The following is a 20858-nucleotide window of genomic DNA, read 5'->3' as shown; positions in this document are numbered from 1 at the left end:
TTGCGGCGGAGCACCGTTGGAGGTGATCAAGCAATACATTCAAAACCAGCGGGGCTGACGCCCCGGCGAAATTCCCCTCCCACCTACGTCGGAGGGAGTCCCCTTTCGCATTTAAGATGGCCAGGGTGCCGAGGAAGAATCCTTCCCTGTCGAGCAGGGGGCGGGAGACGGAGACGCTGCGGCTCTTGTCGTCGAATTGGCTGGTGTAGTGGTCGGTGTAGTGCACGAAGGGTGTTCGCACGGCGGCGGAGAGAAACCAGGGGCGCTTCCTGGCATCAACGTGCTCCTCGACCGGCAGATGGGGGATGGAGTTGAACCGCCCCTGTGGATCGGCGAGCAGGATGCTCTTCACATAGGGGGTGAGCGCCAACGTTTGCATCAGGGAGATGCCAAGGGATGTATGGCCCTCATTGAGGAAGGCATCCAGGCCTGATTCATCGATGACACTGCCCGTTTCGTTGAGGACATGCTCCAGTGACTTGAACTGTGGCTCGATGGACTGGGTCGCCATGTTGTGCACGAACATGGCCGCCACCTTGTGATACTTGCGCTCGGCAGAGGTCCGGATGCTGACACTGACGGCCATCAGGGCGATGAGCAGGGTCAGGATGATGACTCCGAAGGTGACGTTGAGCTGGGTATCGCAGTGCAGGTTTTGGTGGGCGGTCTCATTCATAGGCGTGTGCTGATGGCTTGGTATTGTCTCAATCAGGGCTGATAAAAGGGTGGGCATGCTATCGCCTCCTTTATCAATAGCGATTGACCAGGATCAACAAGGGGAGGGAGAACGCGACCATACTTGTCTGATGAGTGTGAATATGGGGGTGAAAATGCCGCCATGTTCTGAATATGTGATGGTTACTTGCCGATTGGCTGTGAAAGTGAAGGCGGTGACCTTCATCAGGCGGCCATGATGGACCCTCTCAGAGAGCCTCGACGACGTTGCCATCTTGCCTCCGATAGGAGATGGCGTGCCTGCCACCCTCGCTTTTCCCGCTTCCCCGCCAACATGCCCCAAATTGTTAATATCGGGGCAAAATAGAACAATAAAATGCAAATGATATTTGTTACTATTCACATGCAGTAAGTAATCGAGGATCAGATGCAGCTTGTTCACCCCCCTTTGACCCTGGTCGCCGTGACCATCTCCACCCTGCTTGCAGGCTCTGTACAGGCCGCCGCGTCCGACAGCCAGGATACGGCCACCGCCGACGAGACCCTGACCGTGCTCGGCCAGACCTATCGCAACACCGCGACCAAGACCCGGCTCGACCCCATCGAGACGCCCCAGGCCATCTCGGTGGTGGATGGGGAGACCCTGTCGCTGCGCGGTGTCAGTTCGGTGAGCGAGGCGCTGCGCTACGTCCCCGGCGTCAACACCGAGCTGAGGGGCGGGGCGGTCAACCGGCTGGATCTGTTCAACATCCGTGGCTTTGACAACTACCAGAACTTCTATGACGGCCTGCTGCTCCAGTACAACGACTGGAACCTGCAACCCCAGATCGATCCGGTGGCCATCGAGCAGCTGGAGGTGTTCAAGGGGCCGACATCGGTGCTCTATGGCAGCATGCCCCCCGGCGGCATGGTCAACCTCATCGCCAAGCGCCCCCAGCGGGAGAGCAAGCACAACGTGAGCGTGGCGACCGGCACGGGCACCCTCAAGGAGATGACCCTCGACAGCACCGGTGCCATCAACGAGCAGCTCGCCTATCGGCTGGTGGGACTGGCCCGGGAGAAGGATGGCCAGGCGGTGACCTCGAAGGAGGAGCGCTACGTCTTTGCGCCGTCCCTGGACTGGCAGCTCGGCGAGCGCACCCTGCTGAACCTCAACCTTTACTACCAGAAGGATCCCGAGGCCGGCATCTACACCACTGTGCCCGCCAGCGGCTCGGCCAAATCCAATCCCCTGGGGCAGCTTGGCAGTGACACCTTCCTTGGCGACGAGAACTGGAACGAGTACAACCGGGATGTGACCCTGCTGGGCTACAAGCTGAGCCACGACTTCAACGAGCGCTGGCAGGTGTTGCAAAATGCCCGCTACATGGATGCGTCTGCCTATCAGCGCAACACCTACAACGCGGCCCTGGCGGCGGACAACCGCACCCTGGCCCGCAACGCCTATCTCACCGATGAAGACTCTCGCGGCGTTGTCATCGACAACCAGCTGGCGGGCAAGGTACAGACGGGCTCTGCCCAGCACAACCTGCTGCTCGGGGTCGACTACCAGTACCTGGATGCCCATGTCCTCTACCGGGATACCCTCGACTACTCGGCGCCCAGCATCGACATTTTCAACCCGAACCATAGCCAGATAGTCCCAGAGGCACTCACTTTCAACTACCAGGATAAAAAGGTGATCCGTCAGTCCCAGACCGGCGTCTATCTGCAGGATCAGGTGCGCCTCGATCGGCTGGTGGCCATCGGCGGCGCCCGCTACGACCGCTACCGGATGGACACCGACAGCCGGACCCTCTATCAGGGGGCGGACAGCCAGTCCCTGGCCCACATCGATCAGGACAACCTCTCCTTCCGCGTCGGCGCGCTCTATGAGCTGGATGGCGGCTTCTCCCCCTATGCGAGCTATGCCGAGAGTTTCGAGCCGGTGCCGGGGGCGGACAAGCAGGGTCAGGCGTTCAAACCGGCGACCGGTCATCAGTGGGAAGGGGGCGTCAAGTTCCTCTCCGACGACATGAGCAAGACGGCGACGCTGTCGGCGTTCCACATCACCAAGAAGAATGCCCTGGTGACGGATCCGGACAATGTCTACGGGCCCAAGCTGCAGACCGGGGAGACGGTCTCCAGGGGCATCGAGCTTGAGGGGAGAGCCGATCTCACCAGCCAGCTGGATCTGGCCCTCAACTACACCCTGATGGACATGGAGATCACGCGCGATACCACCACGTTGCAGGGCAAGACGCCGGTCTGGGTCCCCAGACAGATGGCGTCGCTGTGGAGCAACTACTACCCCGGCGGCAACCTCGAGGGGATGCGAGTGGGCGCCGGCCTGCGCTACGTGGGGGAGGCCGAGATGGATGCCGCCAACACCGACAAGGTACCGGACTACCTCCTGATGGATATGTCCGCCTCCTACGATCTCGCCGCCCTCAGCGCAAGCCTGAAGGGGGTAGGTGTATCGCTTGGCGCCAGCAACCTGTTCAACAAGACCTACTACTCCTGCTACGACCAGAACAACTGCTGGTTCGGGGCCGAACGAAGCGTGGAGGCGCGACTCAAATACGCATTCTGACCTTGCGCCCCGGCACGCGCCCGGGGCCCTTTCAACGAATGGGCGAGGAGAGGGCGCGCGGTGTGCCGCGCAGCCTTGGTCGGGAGCACGGCCTTGGCCGGGAGAAAGCGGACGCGGAACGCGCCCTCGTCTCGGATCACCAGGCCCTGTTCGCGGCGGCGGCCAGCCTGATTCCATCCCTCAAGGGGAACCTGGTGGCGGCCGGTGACGTGCGCCCGCCACTGACGGATGCCGCCGGAGCGACGTCGGCCGAGGTGGCCGCAGCCCTCCATGCGCACTGGCAGCAGGCACACCCGGAGGCGGGGCCCGCCTACTGGCTCACCCGCAGCTGGGGCATGCTCTGCTGGCAATCCATCTATCTCGCCATGGTGGCCGTCTACCGCCATCAGGCCGTGCCTGCCCTCGACAGGCTGGGACAGGGGCATGAGGCCGGCGTGGTGTCGGGCTTTACCCTGCCGGCCGAGCCCATGATCAAAGGGGAGGCCGGCGTGTTGATCAAGACGGCCGGGGAGCGACTCCAGGCGCACTGGCAGGGGCAGTTCACCCTCCTTGGGACGGCGCAGCGGCTGCGCCCCGGTTTCGTGCGCCCGCTCCTGGCGGACGATCTGCTGGCGGCCCTGGTGCGGGTACCCGATTTCTTCGGGGAAGTGAGTCGGGAGGAGGTGAGGGCCCATGCCCCCCTCTGGCTTGAATCCTGTGGCCTGCCATCGGCACATCTGACGGGCTGGCGCGAGGCGGGGCTGCCCCGGGACGAGGCCTTCCCGGGCTATGTGCGTCAGCGCTGCTGCCTGCACTACAAGCGCCGGGATGGGGAACTGTGTGGCAACTGCCCGCGAAGGCTGGGTGAGGCGAGGGGTGGTGAATGCTGATACCCGACTCTTCGTCTGCGCGGGCAACCCGTGGTGAAAGCCGCCTGATCCTGGCGGCTTTTTTGTGCCCGGCTTACTGGGCCGCCATCCGGGTGCGAATGCGCTCGAACAGGCTCTGCAGGCAGGCCTGATCTTTGTCGGCGGCGCGCACGGCGCCATACATGTGGCGGCGAATGCCCTCCCCGAGAGGGCGCGCCTCAAGAAGGCCCTGGCGCACGAACTCCTCGCTGGCCCAGCGGGGCAGGGCGGCGAGCCCGAGCCCGGCGGCGGCCATCTGCAGCATGACCGAGGTGTTGTCCACCGGTTTGCAACGGGCGGGCTCCACCCCGGCCGGTTGCAGGAAACGGCTGAACACGTCCATGCGCGCCCGCTCCACCGGGTAGACCAGCAGCACCTCCGGCCGCAGATCGTCCGGTGTGATGCGCCGCTGCTGGCAGAGGGGGTGATCCGGCGCCATCACCAGGGTGAGATCGAAGGCGAACAGCGGCTCGAAATGAAGATCTCCGCGGGCCTGCACATCCGAGGTGAGCAGCAGGTCGAGCTGGCCGCCAAGCAGGGCACTGATGGCATCGAAACCCGGCACCGACTCCACCTCCAGATCCACGCCGGGCCACTGGCGGCGAAAGTCCGGCAACAGCGGGAGCAGCCACTGGATGCAGCTGTGGCAATCGAGGGCCAGATGCAGCCTGCCCGCCTCGCCGCTGTGCAGGGCGACCAGCTGGCGCTCGGTCTGGGCCAGGGCGGGCAGCACCTGACGGGCCAGGGCCAGCAGATGCTGGCCTGCCGCCGTCAGCACCAGAGGGCGGCTTTTTCGAAGAAACAGCTCCAGATTGAGGCGGGTCTCCAGCTCCTTGAGCTGGTGGGAGAGGGCGGACTGGGTGAGGTTGAGGGTGAGTGCGGCCCCGGCCAGGGACCCTTGCTCGGCCAGGGCGCTGATGGTCTTCAGGTGTTTGAGATCGATGCCCAGATTGCTGCTCTGAGGGGGGCTGGATGGGGTGGGCGCGACCATGGCACTGCTCCTTTGTGCGTCAGTTGAGAAATTCTTGAGAGCCAGTTGAAGAGGATTCAATAGCCAAGGCCACCTTATCTTGTCATTTTGGATGTGTAAACATCTGGATGGCCAAACAATCCAGATCCTCATCAGATAAACGAGCATAAGGAATGGAACCTATGACCTTCGCACACACCCTGGGCTTTCCCCGTATCGGCGCCAAGCGAGAACTGAAATTTGCCCTCGAATCCTACTGGCGTGGCGAAACCACCCAGGCCGAGCTGGTCGCCGTGGGCAAGAGCCTGCGTGAGCGCCACTGGCAGGCCCAGCGTACCGCCGGGGTCAACCTGCTGCCGGTGGGGGATTTTGCCTGGTACGATCAGGTGCTGGGTACCAGCCTGCTGGTAGACGCCGTGCCTGCCCGTCACCGCCACGGCGACACCGACCTCGACACCCTGTTCCGGGTGGCCCGTGGCCGTGCGCCGACCGGCCCGGCGGCGGCCGCTGCCGAGATGACCAAATGGTTCAACACCAACTACCACTACCTGGTGCCGGAATTTTACCGTGACCAGCGCTTCAAGCTGGGCTGGAGCCAGATCTTTGACGAGGTGGAAGAGGCCAAGGCCCTTGGGCTGCCGGTCAAGGCGGTGTTGCTGGGCCCCGTCTCCTACCTCTGGCTTGGCAAGGAGAAAGAGAGCGGCTTCTCCCGCCTCGAACTGCTGGATCGCCTGCTGATCGTCTACCAGGAGATCCTGGCCAAACTGGCGGCCCAGGGGGTGGAGTGGGTGCAAATCGACGAGCCGGCCCTGACGCTGGACCTGCCGGACGAGTGGCGCCTGGCCTACCTCAAGGCATATGAGCGCCTGAGCGGCCCCTGCAAGCTGCTGCTCACCACCTACTTCGGGTCCGTGGCCCATCAGCGCGACATCATCACCAGTCTGAAGGTGGACGGCCTGCACCTGGATCTGGTGGCAGCCCCCGAGCAGCTGGAGACCCTGGTCCCGCACCTGCCGGCACAGTGGGTACTCTCGGCGGGTGTCATCAACGGCCGCAACGTCTGGCGTGCCAACCTGGCCAAGCTGGCGCCGACCCTCAAGGCCTTGAAAGAAAAGCTTGGCGAGCGCCTCTGGGTGGCCTCCTCCTGTTCCTTGCTGCACAGCCCGGTGGATTTGACCCTGGAGCACGAGCTGGATCCCCAGACTCGCAGCTGGTTCGCCTTTGCCCTGCAAAAGTGCTATGAGCTGGGGCTGCTGTCCGACTACCTGGACGGTGGCGCCCTGGACAAAATCGAGGCTTACAGCCAGCCCATCGTGGATCGGGAGTCTGACAGCCGGGTTCACAAGAAGGTGGTGCAGTCGCGCCTCGCCAGCCTGACCAACAGTGACTTCGATCGCCAGAGCGCCTACCCGGTGCGTGCCGACGCGCAGCGCTCGGATCTGAAGCTGCCGCTCCTGCCCACCACCACCATCGGCTCCTTCCCGCAGACCTCTGAAATCCGGGTGCTGCGTCAGGATTGGCGTGCCGGGCGCATCGATGACCAGGCCTACGAGGCGGGCATCCAGGCCCAGATCAAGGATGCGATTGAGCGCCAGGAGGCCATCGGGCTGGACGTGCTGGTGCACGGCGAGGCCGAGCGCAACGACATGGTGGAGTATTTCGGGGAGCTGCTGGACGGCTTTGCCATCACCCGATTTGGCTGGGTACAGAGCTATGGCTCCCGCTGCGTCAAGCCGCCGGTGATCACCCGTGACATCGACCGTACGACCCCCATGACCCTTGAGTGGACGAAGTTTGCCCAGAGCCTGACCGACAAGCCGGTGAAGGGCATGCTGACCGGCCCCGTGACCATTCTCTGCTGGTCCTTCCCGCGGGAAGACGTGAGCCGCGAGCAGTCCGCCCTGCAGATTGGCCTGGCCATTCGCGACGAGGTGGCTGACTTGGAAGCCGCCGGCATCAAGATCATCCAGATCGACGAGCCGGCGATCCGCGAAGGGCTGCCCCTGCGCAAGCAGGATCACCAGGCCTATCTGGACTGGGCGGTGCGCGCCTTCCGCCTGAGTGCAAGCCCGGTGGTGGACAGCACCCAGATCCACACCCACATGTGTTACAGCGACTTCAACCTCATCATCGAGGCGGTGGCGGCGCTGGACGCGGATGTGATCACCATCGAGACGAGCCGCAGCCAGATGCAGTTGCTCGAAGCGTTCGAGCGCTTCAACTACCCCAACGAGATCGGTCCGGGCGTCTACGACATCCACTCGCCGAACGTACCGAGCCAGGGCTGGATTGAAGACCTCATCCGCAAGGCTGCGCAACAAATCCCGGCAGACCGGCTCTGGGTGAACCCGGACTGCGGCCTCAAGACCCGCGGCTGGGAAGAGACCACCGCTGCCCTGAAGGTGATGGTCGATGCGACTCGGGCGCTGCGCGCCGAGCTGGCCTGAGGGCTTCCATTCACCCGGACGAGCGCCCGGTGAGTGTCACCAAGACGAGAGAGGGAAGGCGACAGCCTTCCCTCTTTTTTTGCATGGCCGCTCCCTAGAGGGGGATCAGGGCGGGCCGGGGTGCGGGCAGGTAGCGGGTTGGGGAAACCGACATCGTCACCCGGTGAGGGGCGCTTGCGAGCGCCTCGGTCAGCCACTGTTGGTCGAGGGGGATGGCATTGCGATCCTCGATCACCAGATTGAGGTGCTGGGCGCCCAGGCACCCGTAGCGGGCGGGGTCGGTCTGGGTAAAGAGGCCAAGACAGGGCACACCGCTGGCGGCAGCCAGGTGCAGGGGACCGGTGTCGGCGCTGACGAAGAGGGAGAGGCCGCCCGTGAAGCGGGCCAGCTCCCCCATGTTGCCAAGGGAAACGTGCACGTCCCCGAGCAGGTGCTCGGGGGCGGCGGGATCCGCGAGCTGGATCAGCAGGGAATCCGGGCTGTGACGGCGCAGATCCCCAAGCAACCGCTGCCACTGGGGCTGGGAGAGCCCCTTGCCCTTGCGGGCGCCGGTGAAAAAGCCGATCAGAGGACGGCCAGGATAGGCTCGTCGCAGCGCACTCAAGGCCGGGCTTGGCCCCTGCAACAGGCTGCCAAGGGGGATGGGGTTGGCCGGATTGCCCGGTATGCCGAGCAGTTGCAGGGGCTGGTGGGCGTAGTGGCACTCACTGTCCGGAGCCTGCGGACGCGGGAAGATGAGATCCCCATGGCCATCGTCGAAGCCGCATTTCTCCCGGGCCTGTACCCAGGCGGCGATGAAGTGATCCGTACTGGAGGCGAAGGGGACGTAGACCCTGTCGTAGTGCTGGCGGCGCAGACGCGAGAGTGCCGAGAGGGCGCCCGGCAGGTGTCTGCCCTGCAACCGGATCTGATGAATGTGCCGCAGGGGCAGATCGGCCAGGAAGGGGAGCAGGGCGGTGGGGCTGCACACCAGCTCCAGCTCGGCGTGGGGATGGGCGCGATGAAGCTGGTGCAGGAAGGGCAGCAGGAAGAGGTTGTTGCCGATGCGGTTGGTACTGCGAATGACCAGGATCCGGCGGGGTGCCTGCGAAGAGGGCGGCAATGCGCTGCGACTGGCAAGCCAGCCGAGCAGGGTTCGCTCCAGTCCCGCCGTCCAGACCCGGCGTTGGCCGTCGAAGCGGCGCAGGGCATCGTTGAGGTGAGTCATACCGTTGGGCTCCAGTGTTGGGATGGCGTAAAGGGTGCCAGCGGACTCTTAAGACAATGTTAAGAAGGGAAAAAGCGTGCGGATGATGGCCATGGCGGAGCGGGGGGCTGGTCTGGGACGGGGGAAAGTGGCTAGAATTGCGCATTTTAAATAAATGTTATCGTCCGCGGGAGCACCATGCAGTTCAGGGATTTTTTGCCGGTATCGACCAATACCAGCGTCAAAGAGAGTTGTTACGGCGCCCTTGGCGCCCTCATCGGCTTGCTCGGCACCGCCTTGCTGTGTCGCTGGGGGCTGGGGCTCGAGGTGCACTGGCTCATCGCCCCCATGGGGGCCTCCGCCGTGCTGCTGTTTGCCGCCCCGGCCAGCCCCCTGGCCCAGCCCTGGTCCATCCTTGTGGGCAACGGGGTCTCGGCCCTGATGGGGGTATTGAGCGCGAACCTGGTGCCGGACATGGCTATCGCCTCGGCCCTGGCGGTGATGCTGGCCATCGCCGCCATGTTCCTCACCCGCAGCCTGCACCCGCCCGGCGGCGCCGTGGCCCTGACCGCCGTCATCGGCGGCGAGGGGATCCGGGCGCTCGGGGTCGGCTACGTGCTGCTGCCGGTGCTGCTCAACTCCCTGTTGCTGCTGAGTCTGGGCTTGCTCTACAACCGCGCTCTGGGGCGTCGTTATCCCCATGGCGGCAAGGCGGCGCCCAATCGCCACCAGACGGCGGATCCCCAGCCGAGTGCCCGACTCGCCACCCAGGACATCGACTTTGCCCTGCAAAAACACGGGGAGCTGCTGGACATCAGCCGCCAGGATCTGCAGGAGCTGCTGCAGGAGGCCCAGCTTCACGCCCTGCGCGAGCGGGTGGGGACGGTGCGTTGCCAGGATGTGATGTCGCGGGATCTCGTCGTGACGACGCCACAGGCGCTTGCCATGGAAGCGTGGCATCTGCTCTCCCACCACCAGATCAAGGCGCTGCCGGTGGTGGATGAGGGGGAGAGGCTGGTCGGCATCATCACCCTGCACGACCTGATGATCGACCGGGCGGGTCACCAGCCGAGGGCGAAGGAGGCCCTTGAGCAGCAGCAGGTGGCGGATCTGATGACCCGGGAGGTGCAGACGGCGCGGCGCTACCAGCCTCTCTACGATCTGGTGGAGGCCTTCTCCGACGGGGGGCTGCACCACATGCCGGTGGTGGAGGGGGAGCAGCTGGTGGGCATCATCACCCAGTCCGACATGGTGGCGGCCCTGTTCACCCTGGCCCTGAAACCCGGACTGACGAGCGAGGAGGCGACCCCGGTGTCGTCATAGCCAGGGGGCAAGAAAAAAGAGGGCGTGCCAGGCACGCCCTCTTTATTTCGCAGACTTGCACAGACGGTGGCCAATGCCTAGCCGTAGCGGGCCAGGGTGAGCCCCTCGTCGCTGATATCCGGGGTATTGCCCGAGATGAGATCGCTGAGCAACTGGCCCGATCCTGCCGCCATGGTCCAGCCCAGGGTACCGTGGCCGGTATTGAGCCAGAGCCCGGGAATGGGGCTTGGGCCGACCAGGGGTGTGCCGTCCGGCGTCATGGGGCGTAGCCCGGTCCAGAAGCTGGCCTGCTCCAGATTTCCCCCCTGGGGGAAGAGATCCCTCACCACCATGGCCAGGGTATCGTGGCGTCTGGGGTTGAGCGCCAGGTTGAAGCCCGAGAGTTCGGCCATGCCGCCCACCCGGATCCGTTCGTCGAAGCGGGTGATGGCGACCTTGTAGGTCTCGTCCAGCACAGTGCTGCGCGGGGCACCCTCGGCATCCGTCATCGGCAGGGTGAGGGAGTACCCCTTGACCGGGTAGACGGGGAGCTCAATTCCGAGGGGGCGCAGGAAGCCGGTGCCATAACTGCCGAGGGCACAGACGATGGCGTCGGCCTGGAAGCGCTGCTCGCCGGCACGGACCGCCACGGCGCGTCCCTTCGCGATCTCGACCTCGTCGATGGCGCAGTTGAAGACGAAGCTCACCCCGAGCTTGCGGGCCTCGTCCGCCAGGGCCTGGGTGAAGCGGAAACAGTCACCGGTTTCATCTCCCGGCAGGCGCAGGCCCCCCACCACCTTGCCACGCACCCTTGCCAGGGCGGGCTCGACCTCCTCGCAGCCGCCGGCATCGAGGGACTGATAGGGGACGCCGTACTCCTCGAGCACGGCAATATCGCGCTGGCTGGCATCGAGCTGGGCCTGACTGCGAAACAGTTGCAGGGTGCCGAGCTGGCGCCCTTCGTAGTCGAGCGCGAGCTCGCCCCGCAACTGCTTCATGCAGTCGCGGCTGTATTCGGCCAGCCGTACCATGCGCCCCTTGTTGACCGCATAGGCCGCCGGCGTGCAGTTGGCGAACATCTTCAGCATCCAGCGCAGCTGGAAGGGGTCCGAGGTGGGCCGCACCGTGAAGGGGGCGTGCTTTTGCAGCAGCCATTTGGCGGCCTTGAGGGGAATGCCGGGGGCAGCCCAGGGGGAAGCATAACCCGGGGAGATCTGACCCGCGTTGGCATGGCTGGTTTCAAGGGCCACCCCGTCACGCCGCTCCAGCAGGATCACTTTGTGACCGGCCTTGGCCAGATACCAGGCGCTGGTCACACCGACCACGCCACCACCGAGTACCACTATGTCCATCTTGTCTCTCCTTGACTGGGGCCTCCACCTTAATCAGCCGCCACAGGATATTCAACTGGTGTCGATGTCATTGGTGGTTATCGCTATTCACATTTTGTTAACTGGCTCTCAATGTTGTCATTTGCTCACTTTCTGGCATGAAATCCGGTCGATTCAGAGCCGCTCCAGGTGGAGCAGATGATGCTCTGCCGTCGTCAGGATGGCTTGCTGCTGTTCTGTGGTTTGGCCATCCCAGTTGGCATAAGGCAGGGCGAGGCGAGGGTTGTTGCCAAGTTTGTCCCGGTTGCGCCATAAAAAGTGCCAATAGAGGCTGTTGAAGGGGCAGCTGTCCGGCCCGCTGCGGGCCTTCACCTGATAGTGACACCCCTTGCAGTAGTGGCCCATCCGCTCGAGATAGGCGCCGCTGCTGGCGTAGGGCTTGCTGCCCATCAGGCCGCCATCGGCAAACTGGCTCATGCCGCGGGTGTTGGGCAGCTCCACCCACTCGATGGCGTCCACATAGATGCCCAGATACCAGGTATCCACCTCGTCAGGGTGGATACCCGCCAGCAGGGCGAAGTTGCCGGTCACCATCAGCCGCTGGATATGGTGGGCATAGGCGTGCTCCAGAGACTGTCGAATGGCGTGACGCACGCAGGCCATGCTGGTTTCTCCATTCCAGAAAAAACCGGGCAGGGGTCGCTCGGCCCCGAGAAAGTTGGTGCGCCGATACTCGGGCATCTTTTCCCAGTAGAGGGCGCGGACAAACTCGCGCCAGCCGAGGATCTGGCGGATGAACCCCTCCACCTGCGCCAGGGAAATGGTGGCCTGATTGGCCTGCCAGTGAGCTTGCGCAGCGCGGATCACCTCGAGGGGATGGAGCATCTTGCTGTTCATGGAAAACGACAAGCGGCTGTGGAACAGGCTCCAGCCCCGCTCGCTCAGGGCGTCCTGATAGCGGCCGAAGTGGGGCAGGCAGTGTGCAAGGAAGTGTTCAAGCAGTGCGCGGCTCTGGCGCCGGGTGACGGGCCAGGGCAGGGCGTCGGCATCGGCACTGCCAATGGTGGCGACGCCGTGGCGGGTCAGCATGGCATCGATGTCGCTCACCTCGTTGGCAAAGGTGAGGTGCGCCGGGATGGGTTGGCTCGCCGGCAATTTGGCGCGATTCTCGGCATCGAAGTTCCAGCGCCCCCCAAGGGGTTGGCCGCGCTCATCGAGCAACACCCGGTACTGCTTTCGCAGGGCGCGGTAGAAGAACTCCATCCGGCTGTGGGGGTAGCGTCGCCAGCCATCGCGGGGGGTGAGAAAATGTTCGCTGTCCACCTCAGCGGTCGGGATGGCAAGGCCTGAGGCCCACTGGGTCAGCTGGCTTGCAAGGCGCCACTCGTCCGGGCTCTGCCAGGCGAAGCGCTCGGCCTGATGCGCTTCGAGCTGGGCCGCCAGCAAGCTCGGCAAATCGGGCCAGGGGGCGCTCTCATCGAGAGTCAGGTAGCAGACCCGGTGGCCCGCCTTGGTAAGGGCGGCGGCGAAGGCGCGCATGGCGGCAAAGAAGGCGAGCACCTTCTGGCGATGGTGGCGGCAGTAGTCCGTCTCCTGGCGCAGCTCCGCCATCAGGTAGCAGACAGCGGGATCCTGCGTGCGAAACCAGCTGTGACCTGCGTTCAGTTGATCCCCGAGAATGAGGCGTAGCTCCATCAGGGGTGCTCCTTCCGACGACGGCAGTGTTCGCTGCAATAGCGCACTTCCTGCCAGCAGCGGGCCCACTTGCGCCGCCAGGCAAAAGGACGCAGGCAGACGGGACAGATCTTCTCGGGTAGATGGGGTTTGAGGTGCATGTGGCGGCCCTGTTGATGCCCTTGGTTTCTCTCTGCCTCCTTAACGAAGCTCCATACGGTCGGGATCACTGGGGGAGCAGAAAGAGGCAATAGGGGGTGATTGCCACTCATGAAAAAGGCCCCCGCACCTGCCGGTTCGGGGGCCCTTGTTCTCGTAGCCGTTACTGGCTGCTGAAGAGCCTGGGCTGGGGAGTGGACTGCGCCGTCAGGGTCATGCGGCCCGAGGTTTCCAGCCAGCTCTTGATCTTTCTGGCATCGGCGACCCGTTCATCCGTGGTGTTGGCGTGAAGCAGTACCATGACCACGGGCTCGTTGTTGACCCGGGTTCCCATCACCAGGCAGCGCCCCGCCTCGCGGATATAACCGGTCTTGGAGACCAGAATGGGCCAGCTTCCTTCCCGTACCAGGCGGTTGGAGTTGAGGTAGTGCAGCTGGCGCTTGCCGTTGCGTACCAGACGCTGCTCGGAGGCGGTGTACTGGCGGATCAGCGGGTAGGTGGATGCGGCGGCAGCCAGTTTGGCGAGATCGTGTGCGGTGGAGACGTTGCGGGGGTTGAGCCCGGTGCTGTCGGCGAAATGGGTGCTCCACATGCCGAGCATGCGGGCCTTGGCATTCATTGCCTCGATAAAGGCCTTGCGGCCACCCGGGTAGTGTCGTCCCAAGGCGGAGGCGGCGCGGTTTTCAGAGGACATCAGTGCGATGTGCAGCATGTCGGCGCGGCTCAGGCGCGAGCCCACCGCGAGGCGCGACCCGGTGCCCTTGAGTCTGTCCACGTCATCCATGGTGACGGTGAGGGTTTCGTTGAGGCGCTGATTGCCGTCCAGTACCACCAGCGCTGTCATCAGCTTGGTGATGGAGGCGATGGACATCACCCGGTTGGCGTTGCGCTCTGCCAGTGTCTCGCCGGTTTTCGGGTTGACGACCACGTAGGCATCGGATCTCAGCGGAAGGTTGCTGCGGGGTTCGAGCAGGCTGTTGGTGGAAGAAGAGGTCGCAGAAAACGGGTTGGCATGGGCGCTTTCCATGCTGGCGGGAAGGAGGAAGGCGCCGAGCAGCAAGGGAAGAAAAGGACGAAGGTTCATGATTTGACTCTACTACGACTCACAGGGACATTTGGCTAAGTTATATGACGGTAATTGACGCTTCACAACGTCTGGTGGCCGGATATTTCCATTTTATGGGTTGGCGCACCTTGAAATCCCCCGCATCGGGGCTATCGGGCCCGCAAAAGGGAGTCATAGAGGCCTGTCAGGCCATGGCAGACACGCCACTACGGGGGCGCACTATATGCTGGTGAGGGGCGGGATGACGACTCTTTTTGCACCTTTCGGCGCCTTGGGATGATGAAGGGGTCGTTAATGGCGACCATGGCGATAAAAACGGCGCCCGGCAGGGAAGATGGCCCGCTGCATTATCGCCGTTTTGCCCCGCTTCATCCTCCCATCATCCGCGCGGTCTGAATGGCCTCGATCAGTGCGGCCCGGTTGATGCGGGGACGCTCCTCGTCCAGCAACTGCTGCCAGAGGGCGATGGCCTGGGAGTAGCGGCCGTGCAGGAAGTGATCGGAGGCGAGCAGCATCAGGGCGCTCACCTCGCCCTTGTCCTGCTTGAGCGCGCTATCAAGCAGACGCAGCGCCTCCGGGGTGAGCTGCTGGCCTGCCTGGTAGTAGAGCACGGTAGCCTGGGCGGCCTGGGTCGCCGCGCTGGCGCCCCCTTCTTGCAGGGCGAGACGCTGGTAGGCAAGCAGGGCGTTGGCGTACTCGTCCCGATAGAGATAGAGCTGGCCGAGCGCCGCCCAGCCGTCGAGATCGGCGGGGTTGGCTTGCAGGCGCTGGTGCAGGGCGCCCAGCGCCTTGTCTTGCAGATCCCGCGGGCTCAATCCCGCCAGCGGATCGGGGCGCGATTGATAAGCCTGCCACGCCTGATAGCGGCCGGTGCCGGCATAAATACCGGCCATCAGCGCCAGCAGCAGGGTCCCAAGCAGTATCCAGGAGCGCAGCCAGAGCTGCGGACGGGCGGTGCTATCTCTTACCAGCCGCTCGCGCAGGGCCTGCTCGGCGGTTGGGGTGGCGTTGGCGAGGTGGGCCAGCTCCAGCTCCCGGTAGAGGCGGCTGTGGGGGGCAAGCCCCGCCTGCTGCTCGGCCATGATCAGCCGGTTCAGCTCGGCCCTGGGGTCGTGGGCGAGCGCCCCCTCGGCTCTGTTGCCGACAAGCGGCACCCGCGCCGGTTGCCGGCGATGCAGGCTCCTGCGCAGGCGATTGAGCGCCAGCAACAGCAAGAGGGCGGGGCCGCCCCACAGCAGCGCCGTGCTGCGCTTGAAGGGGGGATCGTAGCGCACGAAATCGCCGAAGCGCTCCGTCATGCGGGCGATCACCTGCTCATCAGATTGTCCCTCGTCCACCCAGCGGTAGACCTCAAGCCGCAGATCCCGGGCGATGGGGGAGTTGGACTCCACCAGGTTCTGGTTCTGGCACTGGGGGCAGCGCAGGGAGCGGGCCAGCTCCTGAGCGCGGGTCTGCCGCTCGGGGTGGCGAAACTCATAGGTGTCGACCCCGCTGGCAAGGGCCCCGAGGCTCAAGGCAAGCAAGAGCGGCGCTATCAGGGCGTGGCCGAGACGGTTCATGGCTTGCTCTCCCGCACTTGTCTCTCTACTTCTCTCTCCACTTCTCTTTCCACTTCGGGCTGGCTGGCGGTGTTGCCGCGGGCCTTTGCAAGCAGGGGGGCAAACTGGCGTTGCCAGACTTCCCGGGTGAGCAGGCCGGTATGGCGGGTCAACAGGGTACCGTCGCCGGCGAAGAGATAGGTCTCCGGCGTGCCGTAGACGCCGAGCTCCAGGGCAAGTTTGCCGTCAGGGTCGGCCAGCACGGTGCGATAGGGGTTGCCCGCCTCGATGAGCCAGGCGCGGGCGGCATCTACCTTGTCCCGGTAGTTGAGGCCATAGAGGGGCACAGCGCTGGCCAGCTCACCCAGCAGCGGATGCTCGGCGCGGCAGTTGGGGCACCAGCTGGCCCAGACGTTGAGCACGAAGGGTTCCCCCTTGAGCGCCGCGGTGTGGATGGGGGGGCCACCAAGCAGATCGTCACTCTGCCACGCGGGCAGGTTGCGCCCTGCGACGGCCTCATCCTGGCTGTAGGGGTTGTTGCCAAGGCCGAGCCAGAGCAGGGCGCCGAGCCCCAGGGTGAGCACGAGCGGCACGAACAGGCGCAAACGGGCGTTCATAAGGACTCCTGTTCAAGCCGAGGGCAGGGGGCGGTCGCTGCCGCAGGATGGTTAGCCAGCAGCGGCCGGCGGACGATCAGGCGCAGTGTGCCACCCGCTATCATCAACAGGCCACCGAACCAGATCCAGCGCACCAGTGGCTTGTAGTGCAGCCTCATGGCATAGGCGCCTGGTCCCATCTTCTCGCCAAGCACCACGTAGAGATCGCCGAGCATTCCCCACGCGATGCCAGGCTCGTTCATGTTCATGGTGCGCACGCTGTAGTGACGCCGTTCCGGCGTCAGCCGCGCCACCTCTTTACCATCCTGATGCACGCTAAGCGTGATGCGCTCGGCGGTGTAGTTGGGGCCGATGATGGGCTCGCTCCCCTCATAGCGAAACGCGAAGGCGCCGAGCCGATAGGGTTGGCCTGCGGCGAGTACGGCGCCCCCCTCCTGACTGTGGTGACTCACCTGCGCAATGCCGAGGGCGCACACTGCCACCCCGAGGTGGGCCAGCAGGCTGCCGAACCGATTGAGGGTGAGCTCGCGCAGGGCGACCGGTTGCAAGAGCGGGAGCAGCAGGCTGGCCATCAGCCAGAGGCTCAGCACGTTGGCCGCAAGCCCCAGCCAGCTTGCCCGCAGCGGTTCGGGATAGGCGAGGCTCAGCAAGGTGCCCCCCAGCAGGCCGAACAGGCATGGGAGCAGTACCTTGATGCGGCGCTGGGCTGCCAGATGCTGCCAGCGCAGGCGCGGCAGCTGGGTCATCAGCGCCATCAGGCAGAGGGCCAGCGGCACGAAGATGGTATTGAAATAGGGGGCGCCCACCGAGAGCGAGCCCAGATGGAGCGACTGGAACACCATGGGGTAGAAGGTGCCGAGCAGCACGCTGGCGCAGGCCACGCAAAGCAGCAGGATGGCGGCGCCGAGCAGCCCCTCTTTTGACAGCAAGCCAAAGCGGGCATAGGGAGCGCGAATGTCCGCCCGCAGGGCAAACAGGGTGAGGGCGCAGGTCAATAGCAAACCGAGCAGCAACAAGAGGGTGAGGCCGCGGCTGGGGTCCACCGCAAAGGCGTGTACCGAGGTGAGCACCCCGGAGCGCACCACGAAGGTGCCGAGCAGGCTCAGCGAAAAGGTAAAGATGGAGAGCAGCAACACGGCGTGGCCGTAAGCGCCGCGCTTCTCGCACACCACCAGGGCGTGCAGCAGGGCGGTGCCGAGCAGCCAGGGCAAGAGGGAGGCATTTTCCACCGGATCCCAGAACCACCAGCCGCCCCAGCCGAGCTCGTAATAGGCCCACCAGGAGCCCAGCACAATACCGGCGGTGAGAAAGACCCAGGAGCCGAGCGCCCAGGGGCGGCTCCAGTGGGCCACGGCGCCATCGAGCCGACCCGAGTGCAGCGCCGCCATGGCGAAGGCGAAGTTGACCGCAAAGCCGACGTAACCGAGATAGAGCAGGGGCGGGTGGATGATGAGGCCGATGTCCTGCAGCATGGGGTTGAGATCGCGCCCCTCCAGCGGCCCTGGGAACTGGCGGTCAAACGGGCTGGAGAAGATCAGGGTATAGAGGCCGAACAGCCCGACGATCAGCCCCATGATGGCCAATACCCGGGTTGTGATCAGCGGATCGACCCGTTTGGAGCAAAGGGCCACCAGCGCGCCCCACAGCCCCAGCGCAAAGACGAAAAAGAGCATGGAGCCCTCGTGGCCGCCCCACACGGCCGCCAGCTTGAAGCCAAGGGGCAGGGCGCTGTTGGCGTGCTGGGCCACATAGACCAGGGTGAAGTCATCCTGGCCAAAACAGCTGGCGAGCAGCAGCAGGGCGGCCACCAACAGGAGCGCGACCAGGATGGCCAGCGGTGTTGCGCAGCCGAGCAGCGGGCGTGAGGCGAGCCGCAGCCCCAGCCAGGGCAGCAGCCCTTGCAGCAGGGCGAGCCCGGTCGCCAGCAACAGTGAGAGATAGCCGAGCTCCGCCAGCACACAACCTCCAGTCAATCATTCGTCTATGTTATGCCGCAGCGTCTGCACCGTACCGGCGCTGGGGGATAACATCCACATTTCTGGCAACAACCAATCGCAACAAATAAGCGCCAGTCACCCGAGGGTGGCTGGCGCTGGTGATCATACCGTTATACGACAGTCATTTGACCGGCGTAGAGCACGAAGTAGCGCAGCAGCAGGATCCCCACCAGGGTCAGGCTGCAGACCAGTACCAGATAGCCGTTTTTGGCCCGCAGCGGCGCGGGGGCCAGCAGGGCCAGCAACTGGGGCAGCAGCATGCCGATGCCCACCACCCCGAGCCAGAACACCTGAGCCCAGAAGCCGCTGCCGATGGCGGCCCACATGGCTGCCTCCTTCTGGCCGCCACCGAAGTAGAGGCCGGTAAAGAAGCAGACCAGCAGCAACACCTCCACCGCCAGCACCGGCCGCTCGAAGCGGTGGACAAAGCTCACCCCCTGGCTGTGATGGTTCTCCTTGAACAGGGTGACCGCCAGCAAGATGGTGGAAGCGATGCCGGAGCTGACGCCGGAGATGAGGAACAGCACCGGCAGCACCGGGTTGTTCAAGAGCGGATAGGTCTTGAGCGCCGACAGCAGAAAGCCGGTGTAGGCCCCCAAGAGCACGGCGAGCAGCAGCAAGAGCGGCGCCAGCAGCCGCTCGATGCGGGCGAGCCAGCCAATCAGACCATCCACAAAGGCGAACTTCTCTTGCAGCAGGTGACTGCGCAAGGTCTCGATCTCGGCCCGAAATACCACCGCCAGCCAGGCAAACAGCACCGCCATGTAGACCTGAAACAGCATGACCCCCATCGACATCACGGAGTCGAACTGGTAGTGGAACATCAGCTTCCAGAAGGTCCAGGGGCGGGCCAGGTGGAAGATGAGGATCAGTAACCCCAGCACCACGCTCACCGGCGCCAGAATGGCGGTCGCCTTGATGATGCCGCTCTCGCTGCCGGCTCCCTTGCGGCGCAGCAGCACCGAGAGGCTGGTGGCCCCGGCGGAGATGCCGAGCAGAAAGAGATAGATGGCGATTGGCCAGTCCCAGACAAGTGAAGGGAAGTGAAATGCGTCATGCAACATGATCCATTCCTCCTTCTGTTACTGCGGTAGATGGCGATCGGACAAATCCCCAGACGAGGGAAGGGAAGTGAAATGCCTCTTGCATCGTCATGACTTTATCTCCCCTTTGGGCACGCGGTACATCTTGGGCGAAGTGCCGAGTGCCTGCTTGTAGCGATAGGTGGTCTCCTTTACCAGCCGTTTGGCGATGGGGCTGTCCGGGTCATCCAGATTGCCGAACACCAGCGCCTTGGTGGGGCAGGATTCCACGCAGGCCGGCTCCTTGCCCGCCGCCAGGTTGGTCCTGCGGCAAAAGTCGCACTTGTCGGCCACCTTGGTCACAGGGTTGATAAAGCGCACCTGATAGGGGCAGGCGGCCAGACAGTACATGCAGCCGACGCAAAGATCCGGGTTGACGTCGACGATGCCATCCTCCTTGCGGATATGGGAGGCACCGGTCGGGCAGACGTGCACGCAGGGAGCGTTGTCGCAGTGCTGGCAGGACTTGCGAAAGAAGTGGTACTCGGCATCGGGGAAGGTGCCGATGGGGCCGGAGCGGATGATCTCGAGGCGCGAGACCCCCTCTGGCACCTGATTCACCTCCCGGCAGGCATCCATGCAGGCGGTACAGCCGATACAGGCCGTCTCGTCGTGGATCATGCCAAAGCGTACCCCGTCGATGGTCTGGCTGTGGGCGAGGGGGGTGGCAAGGGAGCGAGTCGGCCCTGTCATCATGATGAGGGCCCCCGCACTCATCCCCGCCATGAAGTGACGGCGAGAGCAGCTCATGGTGCCTCCTTGCCCGAGGTGGTGTTCGCCTTGGCCGCCTTGACGACCTCATGCTGCTTGCTGTGGCAGTCGACGCAGAGTTTGATGCGGGACTTCTCCGGAATAGCCACCATGGGCTCCTTGGCCGGGTGCAACTGGTGGCAGCTGGTGCAGGTGAGCTTGGTGGCGTGCACATCGTGGGCCCAGAGAGCCTCGCGAAGCACTTTGGGCTCGTGACAGCTCATGCAGACCCCGTTCTGCTCGGCGATGGGGTAGCTCTCGGTACTCTGTTTGTCCTTGAAGCTGTCGCTAAAGCGCATCACATCCTTGACCCCTTCCCGGTGTTGGGGGGAGGGCTGACCATGGCAGTTGGTGCAGGTGACCGGCGCCAGGTTGTTGGGGTTGGTCGCCTGGCCGTGCTTGCCGTGCATGCCGTATGCCTGCTCCTTGTGGCAGTCGGTGCAGGCCTTGTCGGCACTGCGCAGAAATTCCACTTCATGTGTAGTCGGTGCCGGGGCGGTTGCCGCATCGGCCGCCTGGCCCTGCAGGCTGGTGAGCAGCATGGCTGCCATCAGCATCAGTCGTAAGAAATCCATTGTTAAATCACCCATAGGAAGCATCCATCC

Annotated in this window: 17 protein-coding genes; 4 read left to right on the top strand and 13 right to left on the bottom strand. The window is 64.3% G+C overall.

Annotated elements, in window-relative coordinates:
- The coding region (locus tag ACNPAA_RS16500; protein WP_417891872.1) for a PDC sensor domain-containing protein at positions 1 to 676 on the bottom strand (676 nt) is incomplete at its 3' end.
- A 426-nt stretch (positions 677 to 1102) separates the two neighbouring features.
- Between ACNPAA_RS16500 and ACNPAA_RS16495 the strand changes: the two genes are divergently transcribed.
- Together ACNPAA_RS16495 and ACNPAA_RS16490 are read left to right on the top strand one after the other, a co-directional pair.
- Positions 1103 to 3247, top strand: a complete 2145-nt coding sequence (locus tag ACNPAA_RS16495) for a TonB-dependent siderophore receptor (protein ID WP_171865796.1) — start codon at positions 1103 to 1105, stop codon at positions 3245 to 3247.
- Positions 3248 to 3393: 146 nt separating this feature from the next.
- On the top strand, positions 3394 to 4116 hold the full coding sequence (locus ACNPAA_RS16490) for a siderophore ferric iron reductase (protein ID WP_417891873.1): 723 nt from the start codon (positions 3394 to 3396) through the stop codon (positions 4114 to 4116).
- 73 nt (positions 4117 to 4189) lie between these two features.
- Here ACNPAA_RS16490 and ACNPAA_RS16485 read toward each other — a convergent pair whose 3' ends face one another.
- Positions 4190 to 5125 (bottom strand): LysR substrate-binding domain-containing protein, encoded by a 936-nt coding sequence (locus tag ACNPAA_RS16485; RefSeq protein WP_043156436.1) that lies wholly within the window; start codon positions 5123 to 5125, stop codon positions 4190 to 4192.
- A 161-nt stretch (positions 5126 to 5286) separates the two neighbouring features.
- Between ACNPAA_RS16485 and metE the strand changes: the two genes are divergently transcribed.
- Positions 5287 to 7551: a 5-methyltetrahydropteroyltriglutamate--homocysteine S-methyltransferase gene (gene metE / locus ACNPAA_RS16480; protein ID WP_201872815.1), complete on the top strand. Its 2265-nt coding sequence runs from the start codon at positions 5287 to 5289 to the stop codon at positions 7549 to 7551.
- A gap of 94 nt (positions 7552 to 7645) precedes the next feature.
- On the opposite strand, the gene ACNPAA_RS16475 is transcribed toward metE, so the two are convergent.
- The gene (locus ACNPAA_RS16475; RefSeq protein ID WP_201872817.1) at positions 7646 to 8758 is read right to left on the bottom strand and encodes a glycosyltransferase family 9 protein; all 1113 of its coding nucleotides are present in this window, start codon (positions 8756 to 8758) and stop codon (positions 7646 to 7648) included.
- A 177-nt stretch (positions 8759 to 8935) separates the two neighbouring features.
- On the opposite strand from ACNPAA_RS16475, the gene ACNPAA_RS16470 reads away from it, so the two are divergent.
- Complete coding sequence (locus tag ACNPAA_RS16470; RefSeq protein ID WP_201872819.1) at positions 8936 to 10060, top strand: HPP family protein; 1125 nt, start codon at positions 8936 to 8938, stop codon at positions 10058 to 10060.
- A gap of 77 nt (positions 10061 to 10137) precedes the next feature.
- Here the strand turns inward: ACNPAA_RS16470 and ACNPAA_RS16465 are convergent, their stop codons facing one another.
- The 10 genes from ACNPAA_RS16465 to nrfB all read right to left on the bottom strand — a co-directional run bounded on the left by ACNPAA_RS16465 (position 10138) and on the right by nrfB (position 20843).
- Positions 10138 to 11391 (bottom strand): D-amino acid dehydrogenase, encoded by a 1254-nt coding sequence (locus ACNPAA_RS16465; RefSeq protein WP_171865799.1) that lies wholly within the window; start codon positions 11389 to 11391, stop codon positions 10138 to 10140.
- A gap of 153 nt (positions 11392 to 11544) precedes the next feature.
- Entirely contained in the window at positions 11545 to 13065 is a 1521-nt protein-coding gene (locus ACNPAA_RS16460) for a cryptochrome/photolyase family protein (protein ID WP_171865800.1), read from the bottom strand.
- Positions 13065 to 13205: a DUF2256 domain-containing protein gene (locus tag ACNPAA_RS16455; RefSeq protein ID WP_161469895.1), complete on the bottom strand. Its 141-nt coding sequence runs from the start codon at positions 13203 to 13205 to the stop codon at positions 13065 to 13067. The genes ACNPAA_RS16460 and ACNPAA_RS16455 overlap by 1 nt, the downstream gene beginning before the upstream one ends.
- Positions 13206 to 13366: 161 nt before the next feature.
- Positions 13367 to 14287 (bottom strand): serine hydrolase, encoded by a 921-nt coding sequence (locus ACNPAA_RS16450; RefSeq protein ID WP_029314613.1) that lies wholly within the window; start codon positions 14285 to 14287, stop codon positions 13367 to 13369.
- 350 nt (positions 14288 to 14637) lie between these two features.
- Positions 14638 to 15828, bottom strand: coding sequence for a heme lyase NrfEFG subunit NrfF (gene nrfF / locus ACNPAA_RS16445; RefSeq protein WP_171865801.1), 1191 nt, complete (start codon positions 15826 to 15828; stop codon positions 14638 to 14640).
- Positions 15825 to 16424 (bottom strand): DsbE family thiol:disulfide interchange protein, encoded by a 600-nt coding sequence (locus tag ACNPAA_RS16440; RefSeq protein WP_171865802.1) that lies wholly within the window; start codon positions 16422 to 16424, stop codon positions 15825 to 15827. Before ACNPAA_RS16440 ends, nrfF begins: the two co-directional genes overlap by 4 nt.
- Positions 16421 to 18382 carry a heme lyase NrfEFG subunit NrfE gene (gene nrfE / locus ACNPAA_RS16435; protein ID WP_171865803.1) on the bottom strand — a complete coding sequence of 654 codons (1962 nt, stop codon included), beginning with the start codon at positions 18380 to 18382 and terminating at the stop codon, positions 16421 to 16423. The genes ACNPAA_RS16440 and nrfE overlap by 4 nt, the downstream gene beginning before the upstream one ends.
- Positions 18383 to 18531: 149 nt before the next feature.
- A complete protein-coding gene (gene nrfD / locus ACNPAA_RS16430; RefSeq protein ID WP_052815439.1) occupies positions 18532 to 19485 on the bottom strand; it encodes a cytochrome c nitrite reductase subunit NrfD in 954 nt (317 codons plus the stop codon).
- Positions 19486 to 19572: 87 nt separating this feature from the next.
- Positions 19573 to 20253, bottom strand: a complete 681-nt coding sequence (locus ACNPAA_RS16425) for a 4Fe-4S dicluster domain-containing protein (RefSeq protein WP_052815438.1) — start codon at positions 20251 to 20253, stop codon at positions 19573 to 19575.
- On the bottom strand, positions 20250 to 20843 hold the full coding sequence (nrfB, locus tag ACNPAA_RS16420) for a cytochrome c nitrite reductase pentaheme subunit (protein ID WP_417891871.1): 594 nt from the start codon (positions 20841 to 20843) through the stop codon (positions 20250 to 20252). Before nrfB ends, ACNPAA_RS16425 begins: the two co-directional genes overlap by 4 nt.
- Positions 20844 to 20858 lie beyond the last annotated feature (15 nt).

The sequence above is a fragment of the Aeromonas sp. PS2Canimalfood6 genome, from assembly GCF_048276795.1.
GTDB classification, from domain to species: domain Bacteria; phylum Pseudomonadota; class Gammaproteobacteria; order Enterobacterales; family Aeromonadaceae; genus Aeromonas; species Aeromonas caviae.
Note: the sequence above shows the minus strand (reverse complement) of the source record. Positions and strands in the feature narration are given on the sequence as shown.